The organism is Paenibacillus sp. Soil750, assembly GCF_001428045.1.
GTDB classification, from domain to species: Bacteria; Bacillota; Bacilli; order Paenibacillales; family NBRC-103111; genus Paenibacillus_E; species Paenibacillus_E allorhizoplanae.
This window is the reverse complement of the sequence record NZ_LMSD01000034.1, coordinates 565,632-591,901: the sequence shown is the minus strand read 5'-3', so window position 1 is coordinate 591,901 and position 26,270 is coordinate 565,632. Positions and strand designations below refer to the sequence as shown.

At 44.8% G+C, this 26,270-nt stretch carries 19 protein-coding genes; 3 read left to right on the top strand and 16 right to left on the bottom strand.

The features are described 5' to 3' along the window. Positions 1–47 precede the first annotated feature (47 nt). Positions 48–3,050 (bottom strand): carbohydrate binding domain-containing protein, encoded by a 3,003-nt coding sequence (locus ASL11_RS27290; RefSeq protein WP_056621776.1) that lies wholly within the window; start codon positions 3,048–3,050, stop codon positions 48–50. 511 nt (positions 3,051–3,561) lie between these two features. On the opposite strand from ASL11_RS27290, the gene ASL11_RS27285 reads away from it, so the two are divergent. Further along, on the top strand, positions 3,562–8,136 hold the full coding sequence (locus tag ASL11_RS27285) for a cadherin-like beta sandwich domain-containing protein (protein ID WP_056621774.1): 4,575 nt from the start codon (positions 3,562–3,564) through the stop codon (positions 8,134–8,136). Between the two features lie 50 nt (positions 8,137–8,186). Here ASL11_RS27285 and ASL11_RS27280 read toward each other — a convergent pair whose 3' ends face one another. The 13 genes from ASL11_RS27280 to ASL11_RS27225 form a co-directional block, all read right to left on the bottom strand. Next, a complete protein-coding gene (locus tag ASL11_RS27280) occupies positions 8,187–9,581 on the bottom strand; it encodes an extracellular solute-binding protein (protein WP_056621772.1) in 1,395 nt (464 codons plus the stop codon). 77 nt (positions 9,582–9,658) lie between these two features. Continuing rightward, complete coding sequence (locus ASL11_RS27275; protein WP_063795693.1) at positions 9,659–10,375, bottom strand: DUF1361 domain-containing protein; 717 nt, start codon at positions 10,373–10,375, stop codon at positions 9,659–9,661. Positions 10,376–10,458: 83 nt separating this feature from the next. Beyond that, the gene (locus ASL11_RS27270) at positions 10,459–11,013 is read right to left on the bottom strand and encodes a dihydrofolate reductase family protein (RefSeq protein WP_056621767.1); all 555 of its coding nucleotides are present in this window, start codon (positions 11,011–11,013) and stop codon (positions 10,459–10,461) included. Positions 11,014–11,136: 123 nt separating this feature from the next. Further along, positions 11,137–11,298 carry a hypothetical protein gene (locus tag ASL11_RS36780; protein ID WP_157257067.1) on the bottom strand — a complete coding sequence of 54 codons (162 nt, stop codon included), beginning with the start codon at positions 11,296–11,298 and terminating at the stop codon, positions 11,137–11,139. Positions 11,299–11,535: 237 nt separating this feature from the next. Next, positions 11,536–11,844: a hypothetical protein gene (locus ASL11_RS27265; protein WP_056621765.1), complete on the bottom strand. Its 309-nt coding sequence runs from the start codon at positions 11,842–11,844 to the stop codon at positions 11,536–11,538. Between the two features lie 173 nt (positions 11,845–12,017). Further along, complete coding sequence (locus ASL11_RS27260) at positions 12,018–13,052, bottom strand: zinc-dependent alcohol dehydrogenase (protein WP_056621763.1); 1,035 nt, start codon at positions 13,050–13,052, stop codon at positions 12,018–12,020. Further along, on the bottom strand, positions 13,045–14,037 hold the full coding sequence (locus ASL11_RS27255; RefSeq protein ID WP_056621761.1) for an SGNH/GDSL hydrolase family protein: 993 nt from the start codon (positions 14,035–14,037) through the stop codon (positions 13,045–13,047). Before ASL11_RS27255 ends, ASL11_RS27260 begins: the two co-directional genes overlap by 8 nt. Before the next feature lie 20 nt (positions 14,038–14,057). Continuing rightward, positions 14,058–15,458, bottom strand: coding sequence for a sulfatase-like hydrolase/transferase (locus tag ASL11_RS27250; protein WP_056621759.1), 1,401 nt, complete (start codon positions 15,456–15,458; stop codon positions 14,058–14,060). A gap of 50 nt (positions 15,459–15,508) precedes the next feature. Continuing rightward, positions 15,509–17,155, bottom strand: a complete 1,647-nt coding sequence (locus tag ASL11_RS27245; protein ID WP_056621757.1) for an ABC transporter substrate-binding protein — start codon at positions 17,153–17,155, stop codon at positions 15,509–15,511. A gap of 14 nt (positions 17,156–17,169) precedes the next feature. Then, on the bottom strand, positions 17,170–18,063 hold the full coding sequence (locus ASL11_RS27240; RefSeq protein ID WP_056621755.1) for a carbohydrate ABC transporter permease: 894 nt from the start codon (positions 18,061–18,063) through the stop codon (positions 17,170–17,172). A 13-nt stretch (positions 18,064–18,076) separates the two neighbouring features. Then, entirely contained in the window at positions 18,077–19,051 is a 975-nt protein-coding gene (locus ASL11_RS27235) for an ABC transporter permease (RefSeq protein WP_082595866.1), read from the bottom strand. A gap of 96 nt (positions 19,052–19,147) precedes the next feature. Further along, on the bottom strand, positions 19,148–20,953 hold the full coding sequence (locus ASL11_RS27230; RefSeq protein ID WP_056621752.1) for a sensor histidine kinase: 1,806 nt from the start codon (positions 20,951–20,953) through the stop codon (positions 19,148–19,150). Further along, a complete protein-coding gene (locus ASL11_RS27225; RefSeq protein ID WP_056621751.1) occupies positions 20,953–21,975 on the bottom strand; it encodes a response regulator in 1,023 nt (340 codons plus the stop codon). The genes ASL11_RS27230 and ASL11_RS27225 overlap by 1 nt, the downstream gene beginning before the upstream one ends. A gap of 521 nt (positions 21,976–22,496) precedes the next feature. On the opposite strand from ASL11_RS27225, the gene ASL11_RS27220 reads away from it, so the two are divergent. After that, positions 22,497–23,468 (top strand): helveticin J family class III bacteriocin, encoded by a 972-nt coding sequence (locus tag ASL11_RS27220; RefSeq protein WP_056621749.1) that lies wholly within the window; start codon positions 22,497–22,499, stop codon positions 23,466–23,468. 88 nt (positions 23,469–23,556) lie between these two features. On the opposite strand, the gene ASL11_RS27215 is transcribed toward ASL11_RS27220, so the two are convergent. Then, a complete protein-coding gene (locus ASL11_RS27215) occupies positions 23,557–24,477 on the bottom strand; it encodes a hypothetical protein (RefSeq protein WP_056621747.1) in 921 nt (306 codons plus the stop codon). Between the two features lie 203 nt (positions 24,478–24,680). On the opposite strand from ASL11_RS27215, the gene ASL11_RS27210 reads away from it, so the two are divergent. After that, positions 24,681–25,745, top strand: a complete 1,065-nt coding sequence (locus ASL11_RS27210) for an LLM class flavin-dependent oxidoreductase (RefSeq protein ID WP_056621745.1) — start codon at positions 24,681–24,683, stop codon at positions 25,743–25,745. A 192-nt stretch (positions 25,746–25,937) separates the two neighbouring features. Here the strand turns inward: ASL11_RS27210 and ASL11_RS27205 are convergent, their stop codons facing one another. After that, entirely contained in the window at positions 25,938–26,249 is a 312-nt protein-coding gene (locus tag ASL11_RS27205; protein ID WP_157257066.1) for a hypothetical protein, read from the bottom strand. Positions 26,250–26,270: the final 21 nt, after the last annotated feature.

Sequence of the window (26,270 nt, the reverse complement as noted above, 5' to 3'; positions counted from 1 at the left end):
GGAAGATTTGCTTCCCTGGCCTCCTTTTCATTTAGGAGTGCGACTGGTTACTTATCATATTTGTACAAGTTGGTTTCGTACTTGACATAATAAAGATCACCATTCGCATCCGCTGTCAGCAGTGACACACCGGTAGAGACCAACATAACAGCATCCTTAGTAGCCGAACTGGCGTCAACTGCATACAATTTGCCACCGATACTTACGTAGACATTGCCGTCTTTGCCAACAACCATCTTCCCACCTTGCCAGGACACATTGCCGGTTGAAGTAAACTTATTCGCATAAATCGTCGTATGAGCAGCATCAGGATTGTTCGGATCAAAAATAAATAAGTCAGCTGTTAGATTCCGCGATGGATCCGTGGATGAGTTCCCTTCAGCGAGACCCCAAATGTTGCCGTCCGGACCTACGATAAGATCAGAAATAACCTTTCTTCCTGAAACTGGAACATACTGAGGAACCGGAAGTGTATTCGAACTGGTCGTTTGCCATGTGAACACTTTCCCTTCCGTCACACTAGGATTCGCTGTACTACCAATCCCCCCATACACGGATGAGCCTCCATATACTTTATTATTCTTGTATGCCAAGGCTATAATGCTTTGATCATCAACGATGTCGAGTACTGTCGTGACTCTTGCGGACGTCGTCAAGTCATACACAGTGAAGGAGCCGCTTAGTTTACCTGAGCTCGCGACTGTACCGACATACAACCGATTCAATGTAGGATCGGCTAACATGCCGAAGGGACGGTCCTGGAAATTAGGTGAGCCAGCGATATCCTGAAAAAGCAGTGACGGATTCGTGGTATCATTCCACGATGAGTTCGTGTCGTATTTTTTTATCCATGCACCGGGGTAGATGCCTAGATATAAATTATTGCCGATCGTCGTCATGTTCTCCGCTTGGCCCGCTCCTCTATTCCGTGTTAGCAGACCAGTGTCCGGATGATAGACGCTTAATCCTCCACGTAGATAGCCGCTTGTATAAATGTGATCACCAGGACCTTTTACGAGTGAGCGGATCTTCGTTGGGGAATCCGGAATTGTGAATGAAGTCGAAATGTCTATTGTTGGGGTCGCTGCAAGTTTGTATTTCAGAATTTTTCCGGAGGAAAGTGGAGCATACAGATACGTAGTGCCTGCGTCAGTTAAAAAGGTGTAACCAGCCGCTTTGCCTCCTACGTCACCAAGGTCCGTTTGTGTCTTTGCAGAAATATCGTAGACATACAAATGAGTTCCTTTGGTATAGTACACCTTATCATCCGTAGGATGTTTCTTTGATACGCCAATAGAATCTACATTGCCTAATGAGGCATCGACCACGCCAGTAGCCGGATTGATGACGATCAGTGGCTCACTTGACAATTTGGCGAATAGCTTCGAGTCTGTACCATTAGCAATGTAATCGAGTCCTAGGACATACGTACTGCCATAGCCGCTGGGAGATATGGTGGATTGAGTGCCTGTTGTTGGATCAAAGCGAATAATCGTTGCATTATCGGTTGGTCCCATCCCCATAAATACTTCCGTATCACTCGCATAAGCGATTGATCTAACATGTGCCAAACCGTCAACAATCGCGAGATTGCTATTTAAAACAGTAACTCCACTCGTCGGATTGTAACGGAATGCTTTGCCGTCAGTGGCTGTGCCACCGTAAATATTCCCGCTGCTTCCCGCCGTCACATCCCAAATGACGTTCATGCCCGAGTCCAATGTCGTTTTCACCAAAGAACTACCCGTAATGATTTTGGTTCCTCCGGAAATGCTGACCGTTCCTGGCACATAGCGATATAGAGCCCGCTTGTTAGCCGTTCCTAAATAAACAGATTGATCTGAAGCGACCGTCATGCCCCAGACGGCTTCTATTTGGTCAAGATTCTGGTCATCCACAACTTCACCAGTTCGCGCATCGTAAACCACAAATTTGGATGGATAGCCGCTGGAGCCGACGTACATGAGATCATAGCTGCCACTTGCATCCTTGCCAAAGACCGCTCCGTCAAGCGGATTGTTCACAATCTGTGTTCCCAGGTTGTATTCAATCGGAGTATCTAGTGTAACATCGTCAACGTAGGCAACCGTTGTTGCCGTAGTCTTCGTCGTGAAATAGACAGACACGGTTTTGGCTCCCGAAACGTTCGGTGTAGTCGCTGATATCGTGAGCGGGGTCCATTGTGACGCAGATCCACTGAATACATTCTCGACCTCTTTTATCACCGTGCCAGCTGCATTCTTGAAACGAAGGTGCATGCTTACGCCAGTATCGCCGCTCGATACGTATACTTTCGCTGCCGCGGATACTCTTGCGTTTGATGAAACAGGGACATCACTACTTTCCGCATAACTCGCTGCCAACGAACTTGCATCGTCCAGCTTGAGACTGAAGCTACCTCCTGTTTTCACGGTCGTAGATGCTGCTGCACCCGATACGGTCCAAGACCCACTCAAATCCGTTTCAAAACCAGGATTTTTCACCGTCTTTCCAATCGATACATCGTCTATATAGGCCGTTGTGATGCTGCCCAATCCGCTATAGATCAACACAGCCACTTCTGTTGCGCCGGCTGGTGCTTCTGCGGTAATCGAGCGTTTGTTCCACTGATCTACCATAGGCGTAACACTTGCGGGAATAGCACGAAATTCTGTGGTGCCGGTGTAAAAGATCAAATACACATCGATCGAGCCTTGCTCAATATACGCATAGGCAGTTGCGGTATACGCCACTTGCTCCGTCGACGAAATACTGATTTTATCGCTCACGCGAGCAAGTGAGCTTGAAGAACTGGCATCGACCATTTTCATACTTTTCGCCCCCGTGTAAGCCCTTACATCAGAAACAGTTGCCGTATCTGTGCCGAAAGTAGGATGTATGTTCCAATTTGGAATACCTGTACCTACTTCTTCGAACGAAGCATTGGGGAGAGTCATTGTAATGCCAGCTGCATGTGCTTCTCGGTTGCCATACATACTTACAATCATCAAAACACTAACAATCGTACAGATGAATCGAACCCACCATCGATGATGCTTCCCTAGACTCATTCTTACCACTCCTCACATCAAGTTTCGTTGCGGTTCTTCGTGAGACTCAATCGGGATTTCATCAAACTCACCTCCTTTCCCCGAGAATACAAAGAATCGTCCTACTGATTTGAAAGTCATGACCAGTAAGGACGATTTATGAATGCATATAGGTGTGGGTTTTCAACATACACTTGGATTCATTATAGATGCTGCACAATGCCATTACTAGCATACGCATTCAAGAAATAGTGTCTCTTTTCAAGAAATTTCACTTAATTATTGGTACTTATTTCCTATTTATGACGTTATTTTTTTCGTGTTGACAGCCGAATTAGGTTCGCATAACATTTACATTGTGAACCAGATATATACCAATAAATCATTGCGTTTAGGAATGGAAAGGAGTTGATCCGCTCGTACTGATCTTTTAAATGCCCACAATGTAAGCGGTCACAAAAGAAAACATAGTGCATCAGCGAGACTGACATCAACCTGTCTATGGGCAGAAAATTGAAAGAAGGTGATGTTGATGGATACGTACAAAGGCAAAACATTCAGAAGGCAGCATGGAGTGTTTGGACTCATCGCTATACTCTTCTTAGCATTTCTTCTTCCTTCTCAAACACGCGCAGCGAGTCCGATAGAGATGATTCCAGTGCCAAACAGCGGATTCGAGCAAAATTTGATCGCAGGTAAAATTCCCAGTTGGAGCGCTTTCGGTCTAGCCTCAAGTCTTTCCTTATCGGAGACGACTGTGTTTACGGGTACAAGAAGTCTGAAGATGAGCAAACCCGGTACAGGTGGACTCGGCGCAGAAAGCGCGAAGCTGGCAGTAACGGCTGGGCAATCCTATGAAGCCAAAATTAAGCTGTATCTGGAAAACTATAGCGGTGGTTCTCCTGCTTTATGGATACGCTGGTATAATGCCGCAGGTCAGTTTATGAACAAACAGGCCACGTATAACCTTACCAATCCTGCTTTAAACACTTGGCTCGACGTTCGTGTATCTGGCACTGCGCCTGATGGAGCCGCATTTGCAACCATTTTTCCATACGCATCTTCCAGCGTCCTTATGACAGCTTATGTAGATGAAGCACTATTTTATCGCATCGATCCGAATGAAGTCAGTGTCAATAACCCTGGCTTTGAAGAAGCGGCTTCAGGGGCTAATATACCTGGTTGGGAGTTATATCCAGGAACGCCTCCCAGCGCTGTGTCCGTCACTAGCACTCAGAAAAAAAGCGGCTTATCCAGTCTTCAGCTGCTAGATACGTACACGGATAAAGCCATTGGACTTAGTACTCAAGCCATTGGTGTTCACCCGAATGGCAGATATGAAGCCAAAGCGAGCGTACACTTAGTGTCTGGAGGAGCCGTCAACCTATACATTAAATTTTACGATGGAGCGGACAAAGAAGTCGGCACGACATCCCGTTCCTTTAGTACACCGCTAAATACCTGGAGCGATGTGCTCAAATTAGAGGGCATTGCACCTGACTCGGCAGTCAAAGCAAAGGTATTACTGTATTCAGGGGTAGGCACATTAAGCAACGTGTATTTTGACGATATTTCGTTTACTTATAAAAACGAGGCCTTAGTGATGCCTTTTGCTTTCGAGAACGCCATCAATTTGGGCAAAGCGACGCTGACGACCACGACACTTGGAGGCGCCATCGGGAACGGGGAGTTATATTTCGTTACCAATGGCAATCCGGGGACGTTTTATGCCATTGATGCTGTGTCCGGTGTTATCAACTCCCAAATCTCAGTCCCTGGGACTACGGAAACGTGGGCTGTGACGGTCGGAGCCGACAACAATGTCTACTTTGCTGCAACAGCCAACCGCAACTTCTGGAAATTTGATCCGAGGCCGGGGCATCGGGACATCACATTAATCGGCAGCAACCCTGTTGACAATTTTGTATGGGATCTGGATGCTAGCTCTGACGGCATCATCTATGGCTCAACCAGCCCTAATGCTAAAGTGTTCACATACGATACGCATACGCAGGCATTTACCGATCTTGGCCGCATGCATGACACAGAGCAGTATGCCCGGGGTGCTGGCGTGACGGACCAATACTTATATGTCGGTATCGGCTCCAAGAAACATTTGATCCGAATGGATCGAAGCACAGGCATCAAAACAGAAATCACGATGCCGTTCACAGGCATGGATGATTTTGTTCATAACATAACCCCTTATAACGGCCTGCTTTATGTCACACACGGTACTTCATTAGTTGTTGTTAACGAGCAAACACTAGGCGTCATAAAAAGCGTGCCTTTCGACTCGCTTCAAGCGTTTGACGGCAAAATTTCGCCTCCTTCCCCTTTTAACGCGAATCTGCTATATTACCGTAACAAAGTTTCAAATAATCTATGGTCCTATCAAGTATCAACAAACACCGTTCAGCAAGTGACACTGCCAAACACGCTGCCCGAGAACGGAACAAAAGCGATTGGCTGGGTGCCCCTTCCAAGTGGCGGTCAGGCATTAGCGATCCTTTACGATGACGGCAAGTATTCGCTTTATAACCCCAATGACAATTCAGTTCAATTGATCCAAGTTCCCTTAGCCAGGGAAGGTGTCAATATTCAAAGTATGGCGGCAGGTCCTGACAAGAAGCTTTATCTTGGTGGCTTCATAGACGGCATGAGTGTGTTTAATCAAGAAACGCAAACCTACGACTTGCAAGTTTCTTCCCCGAATTCACCACATCAAGTGGAAGAAATCGGCTTCCTGAATGGCAAAACCTATTTTGGCGCTTACGGTGGAGCAAGAATTTATGCGTATGATTCCAGCCAACCTTATCAATACGGAAACACGCCTACGTCGAATCCCAAACTCGTTTATACGATTCCGAACGTTCAAGATCGGCCATATGCCTTCGCCTCCGGCGACAATCGGCTGTTTATCGGAACCGTGCCTGGTTATGGCAACTTAGGCGGCAGTCTAACGATTTACAATGAGACAACAGGCTTGTGGCAATCCACCCGCAATGTGGTAGCCGATCAAACCATAAGCTCGTTAGCCTATAAGAATGGCATCCTCTTTGGCGGAACGTCCATTGAAGGTGGTCTCGGCTCAATACCTGCCAAAGTACCTGCAACAGCAACAGAACCGGAACATACAGTACATGCCAAATTATTTAAGTGGGATGTCGCCACGAACACCAAGCTTGGCGAGTTTGAACCCGTCATACCAGGTTTATCTTCTCCTCGTTTACTTGGCGGTTTGTCCTTCGGTCCTGACGGTCTGTTATGGGGAATTGCTTGGGGAACTGATGTGGAAGGCTCATCCATATACGCACTTTACGCATTAAACCCGAGTAACCTTGAAATTGTAAAAAGCAAACTGATGTTCCCTGGTGCAAGTGGCGGCAGTACGTGGCGGTCTTTCTATTTACGTTGGGGCCAAGACGGTTTGCTGTACACGACTATCGCTCGTTATGTCACTGCTTTCGACCCTGTCACACTGAACTATCGCACACTTGTTGATAATACAACGAACCTCATGGATGTGGGTATGGATGGCAGCATCTACTACACATATTTGACAAACTTATACAGGTTGCCAGTCCGTCTTGCTCAAACATCTATTTCGATGAACGATATTTCGCTGCAGGAAGGAACTAGTGAACCTATCCTCGCGTCTGGTCTTCTGGAGAATGGGTTGCCAGCGATTTTAGCTGGAAGCAGCATCAGTTACACGATTAGCGACCCAACCGTATTAACCGTTGTGGACGGACAAGTGAAGGCGCTTAAAGCAGGAACAGCAACTATTTATGCGGACATTACATTGAACGGAAGAACCAAACGATCCAATACGATCAGCCTTACGGTTCAGCCCAGCCCGGCATCGGCAGATTTGAGTGCCATTAGCTTAAGCAGCGGCCTACTTAGTGCACCTTTTTCACCGGAAACGACTAGTTACACACAAAGCGTGGCAGCAAGCGTATCGGCATTAACAGTGACAGCCTCCGTTTATGACACAGCGTACGCTACGGTAACCGCGAGTGTGTATAACAGCAGCAACTCACAAGTGCTGGGGCCAATCGACTTAACAAGTGGATTGGCAAGTTCTCCGCTCCCTTTGAGCACTGGAGTCAATACGATCAAACTCATCGTTACAGCCAGAGACGGATCGACGAAAGTGTATACTGTCCTAGTAACGCGCGCCTTGTCGGGAAATGAAACCCCTCCGGCGACCGCCGTTACGGTTGCATTGAAGGACAGCACAGGACAACCGCTTAGCGGTGGTGTCGTTAGTTATTATGATGGAGGTTGGAAAGAGTTTGGCGTCACTGACACATCTGGTTCCGTTAGCAAACCCTTACCGAACAAAAACTATACCTTTGCCATTATTTACGAAGGCACGCGCAATGAGTTGGCGCAAAACACAGGCACAAGCCCCATCATTACGTTTCAGACTGTTAACGTCAATGTTCAGTTTACGAACAGTCAAGGTCTTCCACACGGAGAAGGAACCGTGTCCTATTATGGCGGAGGTTGGCGTTCATTCGGTTCAATTAGCGCTGGTACAGTCCACAAAGAATTGTTAGCCGGATCCTACACATTTGCTATTAACTATGATGGAGCGATCAATGAGAAAGTTCAAAATATTGGTATGAATCCCCTGCTTGTATTCCAAACTGCTCAGGTCAAGGTTACCCTCAAAAATAGCCTTGGGAGCCCGCTAAGCGGTGGAAGTATTAGTTATTACGCCGGTAGTTGGAAGTCCTTAGGCGTAACGAATAGCGCAGGCGAAGCCGGCAAAGAACTGCTGGCGAATACGTATACCTTCTCGATGAATTATGAAGGTACCTTGAACCAGAAGGTGCAGCATGTGGGGTCGGATCCCACCGTTGCCTTCCAAACTGTACGTGTTACCGCACAGTTAAAAGATGAACAAGGTAATCCGTTGGACGGTACCCTTTCCTATTACGGAGGAAGCTGGCGTACTTTCGGAGCAACAACCATCGGCGAAGCAAGTAAGGAATTATTAGCTGGTACGTATACCCTAAGTGCCATTACCGGAGGAACAAGGAAAGAAATTATCGCTAATACAGTCACAGACCCAACAGTCGTTTTTCAATTTTAATATCAAAAGGGGTAGAGGATCTCATGGTCCCCTACCCCTTTTCCATTTTTTCACCCTAATTCATCTTGTTGCAATGCTTCTTTCAACCTATGGAAGACTGTTTCAAAATCATCAAGCTTTGCCCAATACAGCTTGAATATGCGCCTCATCGTTTCCAACTCACGGAAAGTGACGTTCATATCTGAGTAGAGGCGGAATGTCGGAATGATGTCGCGATACATCATAAATCTACTGGGGCGGGACATCTCCTCCTGCCCACTCCATTCCGCGAATGCTTTAACACTCGGAAGGCTAAGTGTATGTCTGCGTATTTGAAGCTGAGTTTCATCTGATAAAAGAAAATCAATTAGCGCTTGTGCCGCTTGTTTATGGTTGCTGTTCTTATTGAGAGCGAGTCCGATCATGACTAATTGCGTTCTTGCTTCTTCGGAATAAGGAAGCGGTGCGATATCATAATCAAACCCTGCTTTACGCAAATGATTTAGGCTATAATAGCTCGTGACAATCATGGAAGCTTTTTGCTGCATAAAGTACATTTCGCAATCGGAATCCTGTTCGGACAAGTAGGAGCTTTCCGGATTCAATCCCTTAAACAATTGTAGGCTTAAGCGCATCGACTCCCGAAAAGGTTCATTGTCGAGTATAAGCTTACCCTGTTCATCTCGTTCAAAAACGACCTTATTTTGCAGTAGGAAGAGCGGCCAACGATTAATCGATTGTAAATGAAAAAAAAGTCCGAACCTTTCATGTTTATGGGTCAAGACACGCGCAGTGCGTTGTACATCTTCCCAACTCCAACTGCTGTCCGGCTCAGGCAAATTAGCTTCCCTGAAATGATCTTTGTTATAACACAAGATAATTGGTGAAAACGTGAATGGCTGCACGTACAGATGACCAGCGTTTGAGAAAGGCCTTAGTAGAAAACTATAAACACCTTCTCTCGGTTGAAGCGATTCCAATATATCCTCTACAGCTCCCGCATCCGTAAACGCCTCGTAGTTTTGCAAGTTTAGCGTAAGCACATCCAGTGCATCTCTCTCCATTACCTCTTGCATATTCTGTGAAAAAAACGAGCTCGACAGTGGAATCATCTGAAGTTCGATATGCGGATTCTGTTTTTTAAATGTATCGACTAGCTGTAAAAGATTGGCTTCCATCGTAAGGGTCGGGTAATACCCGAACTTCAACGTCTGCTTCTCGCATAACCCTGCTCCTACTACGCGTGTGCCTACTCGTGGCACTTTTTCAATCATTTCTTGTGCGAGTAATTGATTCAAACCTTTGCGTATCGAATTTTTACTCAGGCTATACTGCTCCGCAAGCATTAATTCGGATGGCAAATACTCACCAGGCTGTAATTTTCCGGTTACGATGTTATGACGCAGAGAGTCGATCATCTCCTCCAATCGCGTTCGAAAAGTGGATCGTCTAGGTTTACCCATCATGAAACGTTGAACCTCCGGGTCGTTCTTAATTGGTATGTATCTGGGTTATATTATATCGTAAAAAACAGTTAGTTAAACTATAATTTCCTAACTCTAGTTATGACATAGAACAGTACGTAACTAATGATTAAGACCATAAACATGAACTTACAAAAAGTGAAAATATGAGATAGCTTACTTGTATCCGTTAACATGATAAATAATTCTTTCAGAATATAACCTGGTCGCATAATAACATCCCAACTATTCCATCGAACAAATCGGCCAATGTAGATTCCGAAACTACTTAAAAGAAGAACGAAAATCACAAAAATCCAGCTAGCAATAACTCCAAATGATATTCTCACCAAATTCTGCACGGAAAAAAGCGAAATTGATCCGAGTAAAAGCCCTAGCATAGCAATTGTGAATATAGTAAATAAATGCTGCCAGAACACAATATCTGCCCAAAATCGCTTGGCAGGGTCAAAGCTGTAGCGCGCGAATACATGAAGTAAATCCGTCACAAGGTATGGAGCATTGGGAAAGAAGAAAAACCATGAGGCACCGATCAACATCAAAATTAATGCACGCATTTTCTTACGGGTATAACTAAATAGTAGATCTAAAATTACGGCAATTCCTACAGGTACCCATGCAAGAAATGTATCCCAAAAGATAAATAAATAAGGTCTATTTCCTGATGGAGATTGAATGTTATAGACACTGATTAAACTAATCAAAGTAGCAACACACAGGAAAATAATAAGATAAATCTTTCCTGGGTAATTTAGAGATTTTAGTTTTTCCAACATTAGTCTCCTATCTTTGTACTTCCTCAACACTTCATTGAACCCAACAACTTGATACAAGGATGGCTGAGAGTCTACTTTATCAATTATTTCCCACTCAAATGATAAATGAGTTGCACAACGCCGGAGGAGAACGTTCTTGTACTCACTATTTTCAAATTTAACCTCTGTTTAATATCAATGAATAACGGCTTTCCTTCTCCCAAAATAACGGGATGAACAGACAATCTAAACTCATCAACAAGTCCTAAATTGATAAAAGTTGTAATTAGACTTGCTCCACCATAAAGCCAAATGTCTTTACCAGGCATATTTTTTAATCTAGCTACTTCTTTAAAAATATTATCAGTGATGTAGATTGCTTTATGATCTGTACTTTTTGGTGTCCTGGAAAAGACATATTTTTCTTTACTATGAACTAAGCTCCACATTTCTTGTTCGGTATCCGCATGTTCCACTTCTGGCGTATATTGTCCCCATAAATCATAGCTTTTTCTGCCATACAAGATGGTATCAATTTCGTTTAAAAAATCAATAAATCCCATTTCAGGATCCATTATACACCAATCTACTTCACCATTTTTCCCTTCAATAAAACCATCTAATGTAACTGCTAAATCTAAAACTATTTTCCGTTTCAAGAGTTTGTTGCTCCTTTCGTTGAACTACCACCTAGTATAGACCTCGAATATGTCACCTTGTGTCATAATAAAAAGCCGCGTTGTACGCGGCTATGTTTGAGATATTGTTATTTCGGTAATTTGTTACGGTTTCTTAATGGAGTAAAATCCAAAGCGTTCGATTTCCTCGAGAGCTTTACGTCCAAAGGACTCTACTAGCTCATCCGCTCGGATCTTCGTTCCTCCTAGTGTTAGCCCGTCCCAGCGTACAATTCGACCATCTTTAACCAAAAAATAATCATCCATATTAGTACCTCCCGAATAAATATTTTGGAAAACGCTGTGTGCTTGGATACGCAGAGCATGAAGTTGCTCTATCCATATTTTAGCACACTCTCTCAGTGGAAGCATAAAGAACTTCAAAAATCCAAAAACGCTGTGTTTATCAATAGGGTATCCATTTCTTGCCTATTTTACCACTGAAGAATGGCAGCCAGTTAAATGATTAATTTGGTTGTGACCTTAAAGGATAACTTCATTTTTTCAATAAAAAATTACGTTCATAAGCAACGCCACAGGAACACCGCTCTGCGCCAAATAATAGATGATAAGAATGAGGGCTCCATGAGCGATGGAAACGCTGTTAGCGAGGTAGATCGAGTACTTTTTGCTATCGACCAAGATATATTCGTGAGCGAGTCCGTGTAAGACGACCCCATCTTGAATATTCGTATTCTCGCCGATATAAAAAGGCGTTCCCTCATCTGCACGTAATGTAGCATTTGGTGCGATATAGACATTTTTACTAAGCGTTACATCGCCAACAACACTGGAATACTGGCTGGTTTCCAAAGCTTTTTGATCTTAGTCATATGTTCACTCCTAGAAGAATTCTCCGTGTCTTACATTAAACTATTCTGGAGATAGGCGAATGTCACAGTTCCGTACAATTACGTTACAAAAAAAGCCCATAATACCGGGCAGCGTGCAACCGGGTCATTATGGGCTTTTTGAATCACTCACATCTAAACGTTCGTTTCACAATCGATCATGACATGGATCGTGTCGCCTTTATGCTCATTGCGCAGCTTAAACGCTTCGGAAATGTTACTTAAGTGGACTACATGCGTAATCATTTCCTCTGTATTGACCAATCCATCCAGAACAAGTTGAAGTCCCTTGTCGAAATAGTGGCGATTATCGATATCTCGCTTCGGTTCCGTTGAGAAGATATCGAGTCTCTTCTTATGTACTTTAAAGAAATCGACTGGCTTATGGCAGGTCCCGATACATCCGTACATGATAATGCGCCCATTCTGGGAAGCCGCATCGATGGCATCAACCATCCCATCCCCTTCTAGCAAGCAGGGAATGACGACATCAAAACCTTCTGGGAAGTCTTTGCCCAGTATATCCATTGTACTCGCGTCCGATGACGGAAGTTTATAGGTATGGGTTGCTCCATACTTGCGAGCCAGTTCCAGTTTCTCCTCGAACAAATCCGTTACCACAAGGTTACGTGGACTATACAGGCTAACTACCTGTGTCATCACAAGGCCACTGACGCCTTGTCCGGTAATCAACACGTTTTTATGTGGGGAAATATCGCCAAGCTCTGCTGCATGAATAATGCCCGGAAGTACTTCAATTAGCGATCCTTCAATGAGAGGAAGTGCCTGTGGAAGAACTTTTACTGAAAAAGGCGTACAGCAAACATATTCAGCAAAGGCACCCCAAATATAGCGAAGTGCGACAGGATCCCCCACCTTGAGTCCGATGACATTGGGTCCTACTTTATCAATAACACCGGCCACTTCATGGCCAAGCCGTGTTGGATATGAGACAAACTCCGGCTCACGAGCCCCGCGAAATACTTCCACATCACTGCCGCAAATACCAACCCATTTCACCTTTACCCGTACTTCCCCTTCAGCAGGCTCGGGAATTAGTGCTCTTTTTAACGTGATATTCCCAATCGCCTCCACAACAGCGCATAACTGCGTACCTTCGCCATCATAATCAACCAACTGCATGGGGGGAACTGACATTTTTCTAACCATTCTCATGACTCCTATCGTTTAATTTTCCGAGTACATGATTAGCCATCAATTTGTAGCCTTCTGCATTCGGATGTAGCCGGTCTGGAAGGTGTTCGACAAAGGCTTCTCCCATGATATCCAAGCCGTCTACATACGTAAGATTTGAATCCCCGTAAGAAGTTAGGATATTCACCGCTTCTTGGATTTCCTTCCTCATTGTAACCAAGTTCATCCCTACTACGTTCTCGTCCGTTTCCCTGTGTGGACAATAAATAGGAGAAAATAAATAGAGCGGCGTGCAGGGATGCTTTTCCCGAATGATCGCTACCATGCCAATGATGGCAGAACGAAAGGTCCGGATATTTAAACTATGGCCACCCATTACATTAATGCCGAGACACAAGGAGATGACGTCAGCTGGAAGATCACGAATGACACGAGCAACCATGGGTTCCAAATGACATTGTCCAGCGAATCCCAAACAGGTCAGATCCCAACTTTTATGGCGTGCAACGATTGCCGGCCACGTTTGAGCTGGACTTTCTGCAGTGGTACATTGTGTGATGGAGCTTCCGTATGTAACCCACCGCGGTTGATTATTTGGCGCAGGAACGGCATATGTTCCGACATCGATCTTTATTGCCTTCACCATGACGGCAGCATTTTGCGGAAAATATAATTCAACACGCTTCCTACTACCTGGTAAGTTTGTAAATAAACAACTGTCATCACCTGCAAGAAGTGATTTGGTCCCGATGAATTCATCTTCAATAACGATGTCAAATTGTCTATCTTGTTCCGTTGTAGCGACATGCAGCTCCACTGAGGTGGAATCGGTTAGAAAGGCAAGCCTTACACCCGCTGCTTCTCCTGCTTTCTCCACTATTTTAGATGCAAAAAAGCGGAGCTGATCGTGAGGCAAGCGCCAAGGCTGAAGTCCGTTTTCATTCGTTTCAATGGAAACGGCACCCCGAAACCAAGCGTTATTGATTTCAATTGTATGCATATTTCATTTCACCTTTCAATCTATACGGGAACTGGAATCACGGGCTTATCTTGCAAAATATCACCGGAAGCATGCATCCATGCTGCTAATTCGGAGGCAAGCCGTACGATGTGCTCGGCATACTGAGGCTCTGCGGACAAGTCTTGTGTTTCCCATGGATCGTCTTGTAGATCGAACAACTGGATTCGTTCTGTCCCTGTGTTTGTAATTGGCGAGCGATAATATCGGATCAACTTCCATCGACCGTCCGTTACCATTCGCTGCAAATCTCGATATACGGAGCCTACGATTCCACGATCACCAACGCTGTTACCTGAAAAGATTGGATGCAGCGATATGCCTTCGGTTTCTTCTGGCAAGTCGACCTCACATAGCCCGGCAACTGTCGGGAAAATATCGATATTACTTGCCAGCGCATGCACCTGCTTGCCTTGCGGTACACCTGGTCCACGGAAAATAAGCGGGATGCGCACGCTATGCTCGTAAAGGTTTTGTTTGCCCATCAATCCATGTTGCCCAACGGCCAAACCGTGGTCCGCCGTATATACGATGAGTGTATTATCATAAATGCCCTTCGCCTTCAGCGCTTCAATGACCCTACCAATCTGCGCGTCCAAGTGGCTTATCATCGCATAATAATCGGCCATATGCTGCCGAATTTCAGCCTCGTCTCTCGGCCATCCCGCAAGTTTTTCGTCCCGCACGACCATATCCCCTGTATCGAAGGGATGTTCTCGCACAAAATTGGGAGGTAGCGTTATATTAGACTTGTTGTACATACTTGCATACGGTTCAGGCGCTGTTCGTGGATCATGCGGCGCCGTATATGCGACATACAGGAAAAACGGCTTCTCATCCAGATACTCCTCGATAAAGTTAACGGCTGCGTTGGTAAATAGTTCGCTAGAGAACGTATGTTCCATATACTCCAGTTCCTTCGGATATAGCCCTGTCGGGTCATAATCATATACAGGAACCTGGGTATGATCGCTCATCCCGTGAAAATGCAGCTTATCGCCCCCCTCGAAACTCCGGGTAAGGCTAGCTTTGTCGTTATGCCATTTGCCAACCGCATGGGTGTAATACCCAGCATCGCGCATCGCCTGCGGCATGAGCCGAACATCCGAGCGAATTACGCTCGAATGTTCCCGGTTCATCATATCCTTGCCGATCGTCGCTCGGAAGAGCGGAATACCGGTATGGACGCATGCTCGGCTCGGCGCACAAACCGCTCCGGTTAAAGCACCGAAGATATGCGCATTCCGACATGCTGTTCCGCTGGTGACCAGCGAATCCAACACCGGCGTCTGTACAGCTTCATTGCCGAAAGCTCCGATAGCTTCACCACGATGATCGTCTGCTATAAGAAAAACGACATGAGGTCTATCAGCCAAATAATTCACTACAGTTTTCTCATGCATGTTCCACACTCACTCCCTTGCGACATCATTCTGTATGAGCTGGATGTCGTCTATTTCTTGGCTTTAAATTGGTCATAGGCTTGTTGATAAATCACCAAATAGCGCTTAATATTCATTTTATCCAGTGTGCTTAAGTAGTTGTTCCACTCTTTCTCAACGTCCAACGAACCAGTAACTGTTTTGGCGAAAAATTCAGTTCTGTAATCGGTCAATGTCTTCTCAAGCGTGGAAAGCTCCTCGGCCTGTTCGTTGGTGAAAAACAATGGTGGTACAATTTTGCTCGGATTAGTTCCAAAAGGTTCGTATTTTTTCGTTTCATTATATAAGATAAGTTCAAGTGAATTTTTCGGATCTGCTGCCACGCTTAATCGCAATTCGTTTGTTCGAAGTGACGGCCCTGCCTGTGCCCAATGTATGTTTTGCAGCTTACCAAACGATACGATCGGTTTCCATACCGCTTGCTTCCCGTTAACGCCAAGCTCGCCTTGGGCTGGACGCACCCACTCTTGATCTGGACGTCCCTGTGTACTGCGGAGTGTCGCTTCTTCCGAAAGCAGCAAGTCAGCCATACGGAATGCGGCAGCAGGATTTTTCGCTTTATTCGTAACGACATATTGACCTGCTGAAACCGCATAAGGATTGTAGGCCGTAGAACGTATCCCCGTCGGCCCTTTGAGAGGTGGAACGGAGACGTAATCTTTGAATCTCGCGTTATCAACTTCGACAAATACCGTTTGATTTTGTGACGCAATAGCTCCCAGGATTGGAATCTCCGGGTTCATCCCCATTTGTTTCAGCTGGTTTCTATCTTGTGTAAATGTTTGCGGAGAAATTAAGCCCTCGGCGAACATTTTATTCAAGTACTTCAAAGCTTCTTTCCACTCTGGTTGATTATAGGCAACTTGAACTTTTCCATCCTTCACAAAGCGCAAGTTGAAATCCTTCTCGATAAAAGCGCTAGGCAGGAAAAGATCTAACGTCGAGGATGGTCCATTCGTGGCACCAACAAGTGGGATCTCATCTGCTTTACCGTTGCCATTCGGATCTTTTTCTTTAAAAGCTTTAAGTACTTGATAAAACTCTTCCGTCGTTTCTGGCATTTTTAATCCAAGCTTGTCAAGCCATGGTTTATAAATCCACATTTTTTGACCAAGCGAGCAATGGTAACAATCATTTACCTGTGGGACGGAATAAATTTTACCATCAGGCATCGTAATCAGATCTTTTACATAAGTAACCTGTTCGAACATCTTTTTCATTTCGACACCATATTTGTCGATGTAGGGATTCAGCGGAATAAAGACGCCGTCTTTCCCATATATCGATTGCTGAACCGGTGATACACTCATGTTAAGCAGCACGTCAGGGTAATCACCACTTGCGAGTGAAACGTTAAGCTTTTCTGCAAACGTTTTTTCCGGAGCGACTTCCCAGTCGATATGAATATTTGTTTTCTCTTCCAGCCACTTGGTGAACTCATTTGTTGCGAAGTTTTCGACAATGCTGGAGCCTTTTACCATAACTTTGAGCGTTGTCTTTTCTTTCGTGATCGGGAATTGACCAGCTGGCGTTACTTGATCATCGATTATTGCTTCCGTCTGTTTGGCAGCCTCCTTCGATCCACTGTCCGAACAAGCGCTTAGGAGTACTACTGACGATGCCGTAATTGCTACTAATGCTTTTAACCCTCTTTTCATGTGAAAACCTCCCTTTAGCCTTTTAATGAGCCAATCATCATGCCTTTGACAAAATGCCTTTGTATGAACGGATAGATGATGAGCACGGGAAGCGTAGACACGACGATAAGGGAAAACTTCAACAACTCCCGCAGACCATCTCTTGCCGCTTGATCAGCAATGTCGGTTATCATCGACGCGTCGACCTCGTTTTGCACCAAAATATCCCTTAACACCAATTGAATTGGGTACAACTCCTGATGTTTCAAATAAAGCAATGCGCTGAAATATTGATTCCAATGTCCAACTGCGTAAAACAAGGAAATCACAGCAATGATGGGGCCTGACAATGGAAGTACGATCTTTCGTACAAACGTAAAATCACTACAGCCATCCATTTGAGATGCCTCAAGCAATTCTTCGGGAATAGTCGTTTGAAAATACGTACGGGCAATGATCATATTCATAACACCAAGTGCTCCTGGAATAATTAAAGACCACCTGGTGTCGATCATACCGAGCTCCTTCACAACCAGATAAGACGGGATCAATCCCCCTGAAAACATCATGGTGAATACGAACAAAGCCATGACTGCATTGCGTGGCATAAAATCTTTTCTGGAAAGCGGATACGCCGCAATGAGTGTAAACAGGACATTAATTGTCGTTCCCACTACGGTATAAAATACAGAATTCAAGAAGCTCGACATAATCAAACGATGCTTAAATACGGCTTCATACCCCGCTAGCGTCGGCTCAACCGGATACAACCAGACTTTGCCGGAAATAACCGCGGTGGATGAACTGAACGAAGCACTAACAATGTAAATCAGCGGATAAAGAATCGTAATTGTAAAAATGAATAAGATGATGTAATTCACTATTGTAAAAAGCCTGTCATCCGTACTTTCTTTAATGCTTCCCGTCATTGACGCGCCTCCTTTACCACAGACTGGTTTGCCCTAATTGTCTAGCTATCCGATTAACCAGAACCAGCAGGATCAAATTAATAACTGATTTAAACAACCCGATGGCAGATGAATAGGAATAATTGATTGCAGTTGAAGCCAAACCGACTTTGTACACAAAGGTATCGATGACCTCAGATGAGCTCATATTCAGTGGATTCTGCAACAGCAACACCTTCTCGAAGCCGATGTCTAACACATGTCCGGTGTTCATGATTAACAGAATCACGGCAACCGGCAGAATACCTGGAATGTCCACGTGCCACATGCGTTGTACCTTATTGGCTCCATCCACAACAGCAGCCTCATGGAGCGAAGGATCAACGGCTGCAAGCGCTGCCAAGTAAATGATGCAAGAAAATCCAACATTCTGCCAAATACCGGACCAGACAAAAACATGTGAAAACCATTCGGGTATGCCCATGAAATTGATGGTAGGGAGTCCGATAAATTTCATAATCTTTTGAATGAGGCCAACCCGAGGGTCCATCATTTGCAAAATGATACCTACCATAACGACCACGGAAATAAAATGCGGCGCATAGGTGATCATTTGCACGGATTTCTTAAAGAATCGAGAATTGACGTAATTCAGAGAAAGCGCCAGTATGATGGGGAACGGAAACCCCGCAAGTAAACTATAGATGCTGAGCAAGACTGTGTTTTTCATAATCCGAACAAATTCATAAGAATGAAAAAAGCGATCGAAATGCTTCAGTCCCACCCATTCACTGCCCCAGACACCTTTTGTCGGAAGATAATTTTTGAACGCAATCAAAGCGCCATACATCGGCACATACTTGAAAATGATCAAATAAATAATTGGCAGCAGCATCAGCACATAGAGCTGCCAATGGTTAGATGCATTTTTCTTAAACCTAAACAAGTAATTTTCCTTTTTAACGACAACTGTAGACAGTGTGTCACTCTTGCTAGCCGATATGTCCATAAATCCCTCCCTATTTCGATGACCATAACTCGGTATGTGTATTGTACTTCTGTATACAGCATACAAAAAGCGAGGTGTGCCGAGCATTGTGTTCATTTACACTGCTATGACTTTTTTTGCACTGGAAGATGGCATATGAATCGTAACTTTCGTACCGATCCCCTGCTCGCTTTGAACAGAAAGACCATATTGCTGCCCGAACACCATCTGAATCCGGTTATGTACATTAAGCAGCCCGATGCTGCCTTCAAATGTGGGTTGCGAATCCACCAGCTTCTCTTGTCGACTGTTCAGGAGTCGTGTGTTTAATTGCTGAAGGGATTCCGCGTCAATGCCGCAGCCATTATCTTGTACGACGACATAGAAATCCGCTTCCTCCTTCCATGCGTCAATAATTATCGTGTGCGTATCCTCGATCCCATAGGGAAATGCATGTTTAAATACATTTTCGACCAAGGGCTGAAGCGTCAAGCGAACCATGCTGTCCAATAAGTAATCCGTAGAGATCCGAACATCAATCTCGAATTCGCGTTGGTTGCGATATTTCATAATCGACATGAAGTACAGAATGTGTTTAAGCTCATTCGCCACCGTAATTTCCTCCAAGTCCGTGCGGATGGAATAACGCAGCATGTACGACAGAGAACGAACGATGTCTTTGATTTCGCTTGATTTTTGAATGACGGCGTAGCAAATAATGATTTCCAACGTGTTGTACAAGAAATGTGGGTTAATCTGTAATTGCAGCGATTGAAACTCGGCTTGCTGCCGTTTCATTAAATTATCCTGATTGCGCAGCTCGGTTTCGTAAACTCGCTCAACAAGCTCTTCGAGCCTAGAGACCATCGTATTGTAGCTGATAATAAGCTGATCCATTTCATCAAGACTTCCAGTAAGAGGTACTCGAGTCCATAACCCTTTTGCCGTCTGACGCATCCCATTCTCTAGTAGACGAACTGGACGAACAATCGATTGACCGAAACGATAAGCTAGGAATGTGGCCAAGAATAAGGTGATGATGCCTACAATTAATATCGTTTGCCGCAAGTCTGAAATAGGCTGACGTTGTTCAGAAATCGACATACTTGCCTCTAGTGTCCATCCGGAGTAGTCAGACTTTCGACTAAAGAATACCCTCCCCGGTTCTCCGGGCAATTCAAATACTTGATTTGTTTTGGCTTCAACCGTATTGAAATGCATACCATCAAGCTGTTTCCCGACCCGGTTCGAATCCGGATGATACAGTATTTTCCCACGATCGTTTACGATAAAAAAATACCCTGAGTTTCCGAGTTTGATGCCCTTCCAGAGCGTGTTTAACTCCCCTATCTTTAGTTCAAAACCCATAAGTCCTTTAAAAGTAGTTGATGAGGTTCTATCCGCTAATTTGCGAATCAGTGTGAGATGACCGTCCAGAAATCCGGAATCTTTGATCGTCAGTTTCCCATTAATCGTATCGTCTTCCTTCATCTGTTCGACATATTCATCAAAACCTTTGTAATTAAAAGGGACAATGTGTGCATTAAAATCCGTTGCCTGGAACCCGTTATAACCGACTATGTATGTCATTGAGATTTCAGGGTTGTTAATGAGAACGGGTTGAAATACTCCCTTCATCGCAAGTTCGGATGAATAAAATCCAGAAGTGGCATGGTATGGCAGATCTAGAGCCTCTTTAACTACAGGTGAGATTAGAATAGAAAGTGTTGCCCTCTCATAGCTTTTCAGAAATAGATCAGTTTCATGTAGGACATTATCAACGATTTGAGTCAATAGCCCTTCATACTGCTTCTCCAGTTCGTTGGACGACCGCCAATAGCCGGTAACTCCCACCGTTACCAAAGCTAATGTGATAATGATGACGAAGTAGATGTAAACCTTACGTACAAGTCTGCTATTCATTACTTAATCCCGAGCAGTCCGCGATATTCGGTGGGGGAATATCCAGTTGCCTTTTTAAATACTCTGGTAAAATGCGGGTAGCTCTCGTAACCAACTTCAGCTACAATGTCGATAATTTTGTAATGAGGTACGGCAAGCAGTTGTTTAGCTCGATCGATTCGTTTGCGCATCCGGTGTTGCACGAAGGTTTCGTTCGTATGTTTCTTAAAATAATGGCTGAAATAGGTCGGTGTTAATCCTAGCTTCCCTGCAACTTTCTCCAGTGAAAGCTCATCCTCGAATAGGTGCTCATCAATGTATTGAATCGCAGCCTCCAATACATCGATTCTCTCATGATTGCGATACTCGCTCAGTCGCTGAATCCAGCTTCTTATTTCGGACTGAAACCTTTCGTACGTAATCGTGATGCCTGTACTCTCCTCTACAAACGGTTTCACCTCAATCCTGTAAGCCCCTCTAGCATTCAGTTTCTTGTGAAGCAGCCTGACAGCGTCGGATACTCGCAGGTGTTGTTGGATCTCCGTATCAACATCGAACAACTCCCGTCTGCCCTCCTCAAGTAATTCATCGACCCGTACCCTGTCCATGATCCAAGTCGCTTCCTCTAAATGATCGATCCACTGTTCAAAATGGGTGAAGGAAATAAGTGCAGCTTCCCGCATGGAAAGCATTTTATCCAATATTGGAAAAAGCTCAATTTCAGTAATTGGCTTCAGTAGATATTCCTGTACGCCGTACGACATACATTTTTGTGCATAGGCAAAATCCCCGTACCCGGAAAGCACGACAACTTTGGTGGGGAGCCTTAGCTGCTGAATATGTCGGCAAAGCTCTAGACCATCCATTCGAGGCATTCGTATATCTGTCAACACAACGTCAGGAGGGTTGGCTATAATGTTCGACAATGCTGACTCACCGTCAGTAAATGTATCGATCTCACTAAACCGGTTATATTCCCCGATAAGAATTTTGAGGCCAACACCGATGATAGGTTCATCATCAACAATACAGATTCTAGCCATTCGATTGCCCCCTCGTGTTTCAAAAATGAAAACCCTCGATCGCCTCCGACAAGAGGGCACGCCTTAATTATGTTCCGATATCCTATCCTCTGAATACCCATCAAAACATGAACATCGTCATCAAAATCGAAACTAATAACCTTTACTTATCCGACTGGGTGTTCAAAATACGAACTGACATCTACATTTGAAAGTTATCGAATGTATTTTGTGAATGTGTGAACAAACACCTTCGCTATGGCTCGTTGACTTTCTACAAAGAACCTGTTAGGATGAATTTGTAAGCACTTTGGAAGCGCTTACCATTTATTCTTTACTGAATTCTAAATGTGACGGTTGGAGTCCTTGAGAAAACCCGAACAATTTGATTCGCTCGCTTGCGAGCATATCTTATTGTTCGGGTTTTTATTTTTTTACCGGGTCTCTGTCAAGGAGGTGGTACACTTTTACAGCTAGAGGATATGTATCATGTAGCGTTGAATCGAGTTGATGAGGTTTGCATACTAAAGGAGGTATTCTGTATGATTCAAGGTAAAAACCGATTAAAACTACTCCTTTCTATCGTTCTCTCCATTCTTATTTCGGCCATGTATGTCGGGCCTGTATTTGCTGCAACGCCACAAAATACGTTAAATGCATCAGCTACACTTGCTTATAACCTCAAAGGACTTAATCACAACCTGGCTGTTCAAAAAGCTTACATTGCTTCAACCTATCTCTATGTAACTCAGCGGTCTGGGGGAAACTGCTATCTTTCAAGATTGCTTATTAACGGAAGTGACGCAACGTATGTTGACGAAATGACCGTTACAAATGCCGGTCATTGCCAAACCCTTGATATGTACACATACAATGGTATCAATTATTTTTATTTCAGTTCGAAAGCAGATTTCTCAACTAGTAATTACTGGTCACTCCAAGTAGCTAGACTTCAATACGCAGCTGGCACGACATATGATTATACCGATTTACACCGCTTCTCCTATATGAATTACGCCAATACAACTGGTACAAGTCTAGGTGAGACATACCGTGTTGATGCCGGCGGCAACAGTACGCATACAATCTTCCGTGTCCAAACAAAAGAAGGAACCGTTACGTGGTCCATTTATGACACGGTAGCATTGAATCAATTGCTCGACAACAATGAACTCGTACAAATGGACAGTGCTGCGACAGTAAGCGCCTGTGTTTCCAGCTTTACGCAGTCAGGCACAGCAATCGTGAGACCAAATGATTCTTTCCAAGGTGCTGATATGCTCGATAACACAGAAATATACACATCTGGCGGTGGGGAAGGTGAAACTCCACAAATCGCTATGATGTCAAACACAGGCACATACAAAACCCTTGTTAAAATCACAAACGTGGGGACCCACGAAATCGAAGGTGTACAGACTAAAAACAATAATGTTTATTTTATTATCGTGGCAGACCCTGTTAATAAAACGAATACGCAGAAGCTTTATTACGTGCCTGATAGTATATTTTAAAAACAATGATACTTGGATTGAACGTCACAACCTTAACAAAAAGAAGTGCTGCCTCGATCAAGGCAGCACTTCTTTTTGTCTTATGTCGTTATACGCGACGTAACTTCGTTATACGGCCATCGATTATCCACTCGGCAACATAGACATCCCCCAATGAATCTACGCAAACACCATGAGGTGAGCTGAAACGATTATCCCGATAGTATTCCTTGGGCAAATTAGGCCAACCCTGCTGTTTGTAGGCTAATTGATCCTCACCAAGATGAGCGACAAGCGAATCATCCTCCGAGTTGAAAACAGTCACCCTGCTATGTAGGTCAGGGAAGAACATGAGCCCCTCATGAAAATAGAAAGAGCATGGCATATCCATATCGTTATCGATAAATCGCTTGAAATCTCCACTCAGTGTGAATACTTGAATGCGATGATTCCCTCGATCAGCAACATAAAGCTCAGGTTCGCTTCCTGTGAGTTTGACTGAAATGCCATGTGGGCATTTCAGTAAACCTGGTTCACTTCCTGTTCCACCCCAAGAGTGGATTCGGTCTCCTTGGGCATTATACTGATGAATCCAATGCTGACCGTAGCCGTCTGTCACATATATGTCGCCATTTGGTGCAACAGCTAGATCTGTTGGCTTATATTTTTTTTCATCAGAATAAATGTCACCTAGATCAGGTGGAGTCAAACGAAGAAGGACTTCACCGTTAAGTGTCGTTTTGACTACCGTCCCAAGTCCACAATCCGTCATGTATAAATATTCACCGTCATGCTCTTTATGGAGGTATAAACCGTGTGCATTGGCCTCAATACCTTCTACAGAGAACGATTTGAGCCATTCGCCTGAACGACTGAATACCGTCATATTCGGCACGCCTGTATGGAGTACATAAATATTGTCTTCCGAATCGGCAACAATGCCATGCGTATAACCAAAAGTCTGACCTTCCGGAAGTCGTCCCCACCCATTTACCACTTCTGTTCGAAACATGCGATTTCCTGTTTGCATACTTAACCTCCTGAGCGATATGTGAATTTGATATACAACATGTATTATCACACATCACTTTTAGACATTTGTAAAGCTTTTTCGCTCTTGCAGTACTAGATAACTGGAGATTGTGTTAATGCTGCTATGATATTCGCTTACTTTTGTTGAGTTACAATATATAATATAGTATAATATCTATAACCTGAAAGGAGCGATTCACTATGTCCAACCATACAACTTCAACTATTGAAATAGGAATAAGTACGTTTCTCGAGGCTGCTCCGAGAGCTAATGGCATCTCGCACGCCGAAAGGCTCCGCCAAGCGGTAGAGGAAATTAATTTGGCCGATCAGGTTGGCCTAGACGTTTATGCCATTGGTGAGCATCATCGAGCGGATTATGCGAGCTCAGCGCCAGCCGTTATTCTGGCAGCAGCAGCTTCCACAACCAAACAAATCCGGCTTTCGAGCGCTGTGACCGTGTTATCTTCGGATGATCCAGTACGCGTTTATCAGGCGTTTTCCACGTTAGACGGATTATCCAATGGACGTGCAGAAATTATGGCGGGCCGCGGATCTTTCATCGAATCCTTCCCGCTATTTGGATATGACTTGAATCACTACGATAGTCTATTTGAGGAAAAACTGGAGCTTCTGCTCGCGATCCGCGAATCAGAGAAAGTAAGCTGGAAAGGCGGACATCGCCCTGGCTTTAACAACTTAGGCGTTTATCCGCGAGCTGTACAAGAGCCATTACCTGTATGGATCGGAACTGGTGGAAATCCGGATTCAGCGATTCGCGCGGGAATACTAGGACTGCCTGTTGTCTTTGCGATTATTGGCGGCATGCCGGAGAGGTTCGCTTCGTTAGTCAACCTCTATAAGGAATCGGCCGCTAAGGCGGGACACGACGTAAGCAAACTGCAGATCGCGACGCATTCGCACGGCTTTATATCGGATACTAGTGAGAAAGCCGCCGACTTGTTCTACCCTGCAACGGCAGCCATGATGAACACGATTGGCCGTGAGCGCGGCTGGGCACCCTACACGCGTGATACGTTCGATGCCGCAAGAAGCCTGCGCGGTGCACTGTACGTCGGCGATCCTGAGTATGTCGCGGAGAAGATCGTACTGCTCCGCAAGAACCTCGGCATAACACGTTTCCTTCTGCATGTGGACGTCAGCACCCTGCCACATCATGAATTGTTGCGCACGATCGAGCTGCTCGGCACGAAAGTCGCGCCAATTGTTCGCAAGGAACTGGAGCGCGAGGCAGCACAAGGGTAAAGTTAATTAAGAATGCCGATTCGTATATCGGGATTCATTAGGCTAACGCAGCACGTAGTTGCTGGTATGCCGTACTACTTTCAGGAAAGAGGGTGTCCCTAGCCAAGTAAATGGCGGGGGACACCCTCTTTTTGCGAATTGGTGACGTGGAAGTGCAAGATAGTCGATTATTTCGACTATCTCGCCTCTCTACTACTTTACTCCTACAACTGGCAACTCAATCATCAATAAACATCCGCTCGTACCTTGCTCCTCGTCCCCAGATATCCGAAGACTGCCACCTAATTGTGTGATTCGCTCCATCATCGACTGTAAACCGAAGCCCAGAGCAGTCGCCTCGTAGCGCTCACTGTCGTTCCATAACGAAAAGATCAACTTGTCGTCACGAGGCGTCAACTTAAACTTGAAACTCTTGCAGCGGCCGTGGCGAATTCCGTTGGTGAGTCCTTCTTTGAGCTCCAACGTGAAGCGTGACAGCTTCAGTTGAATACCAACTCGGGCCAACAGTTCATGCCGAGTGAACGG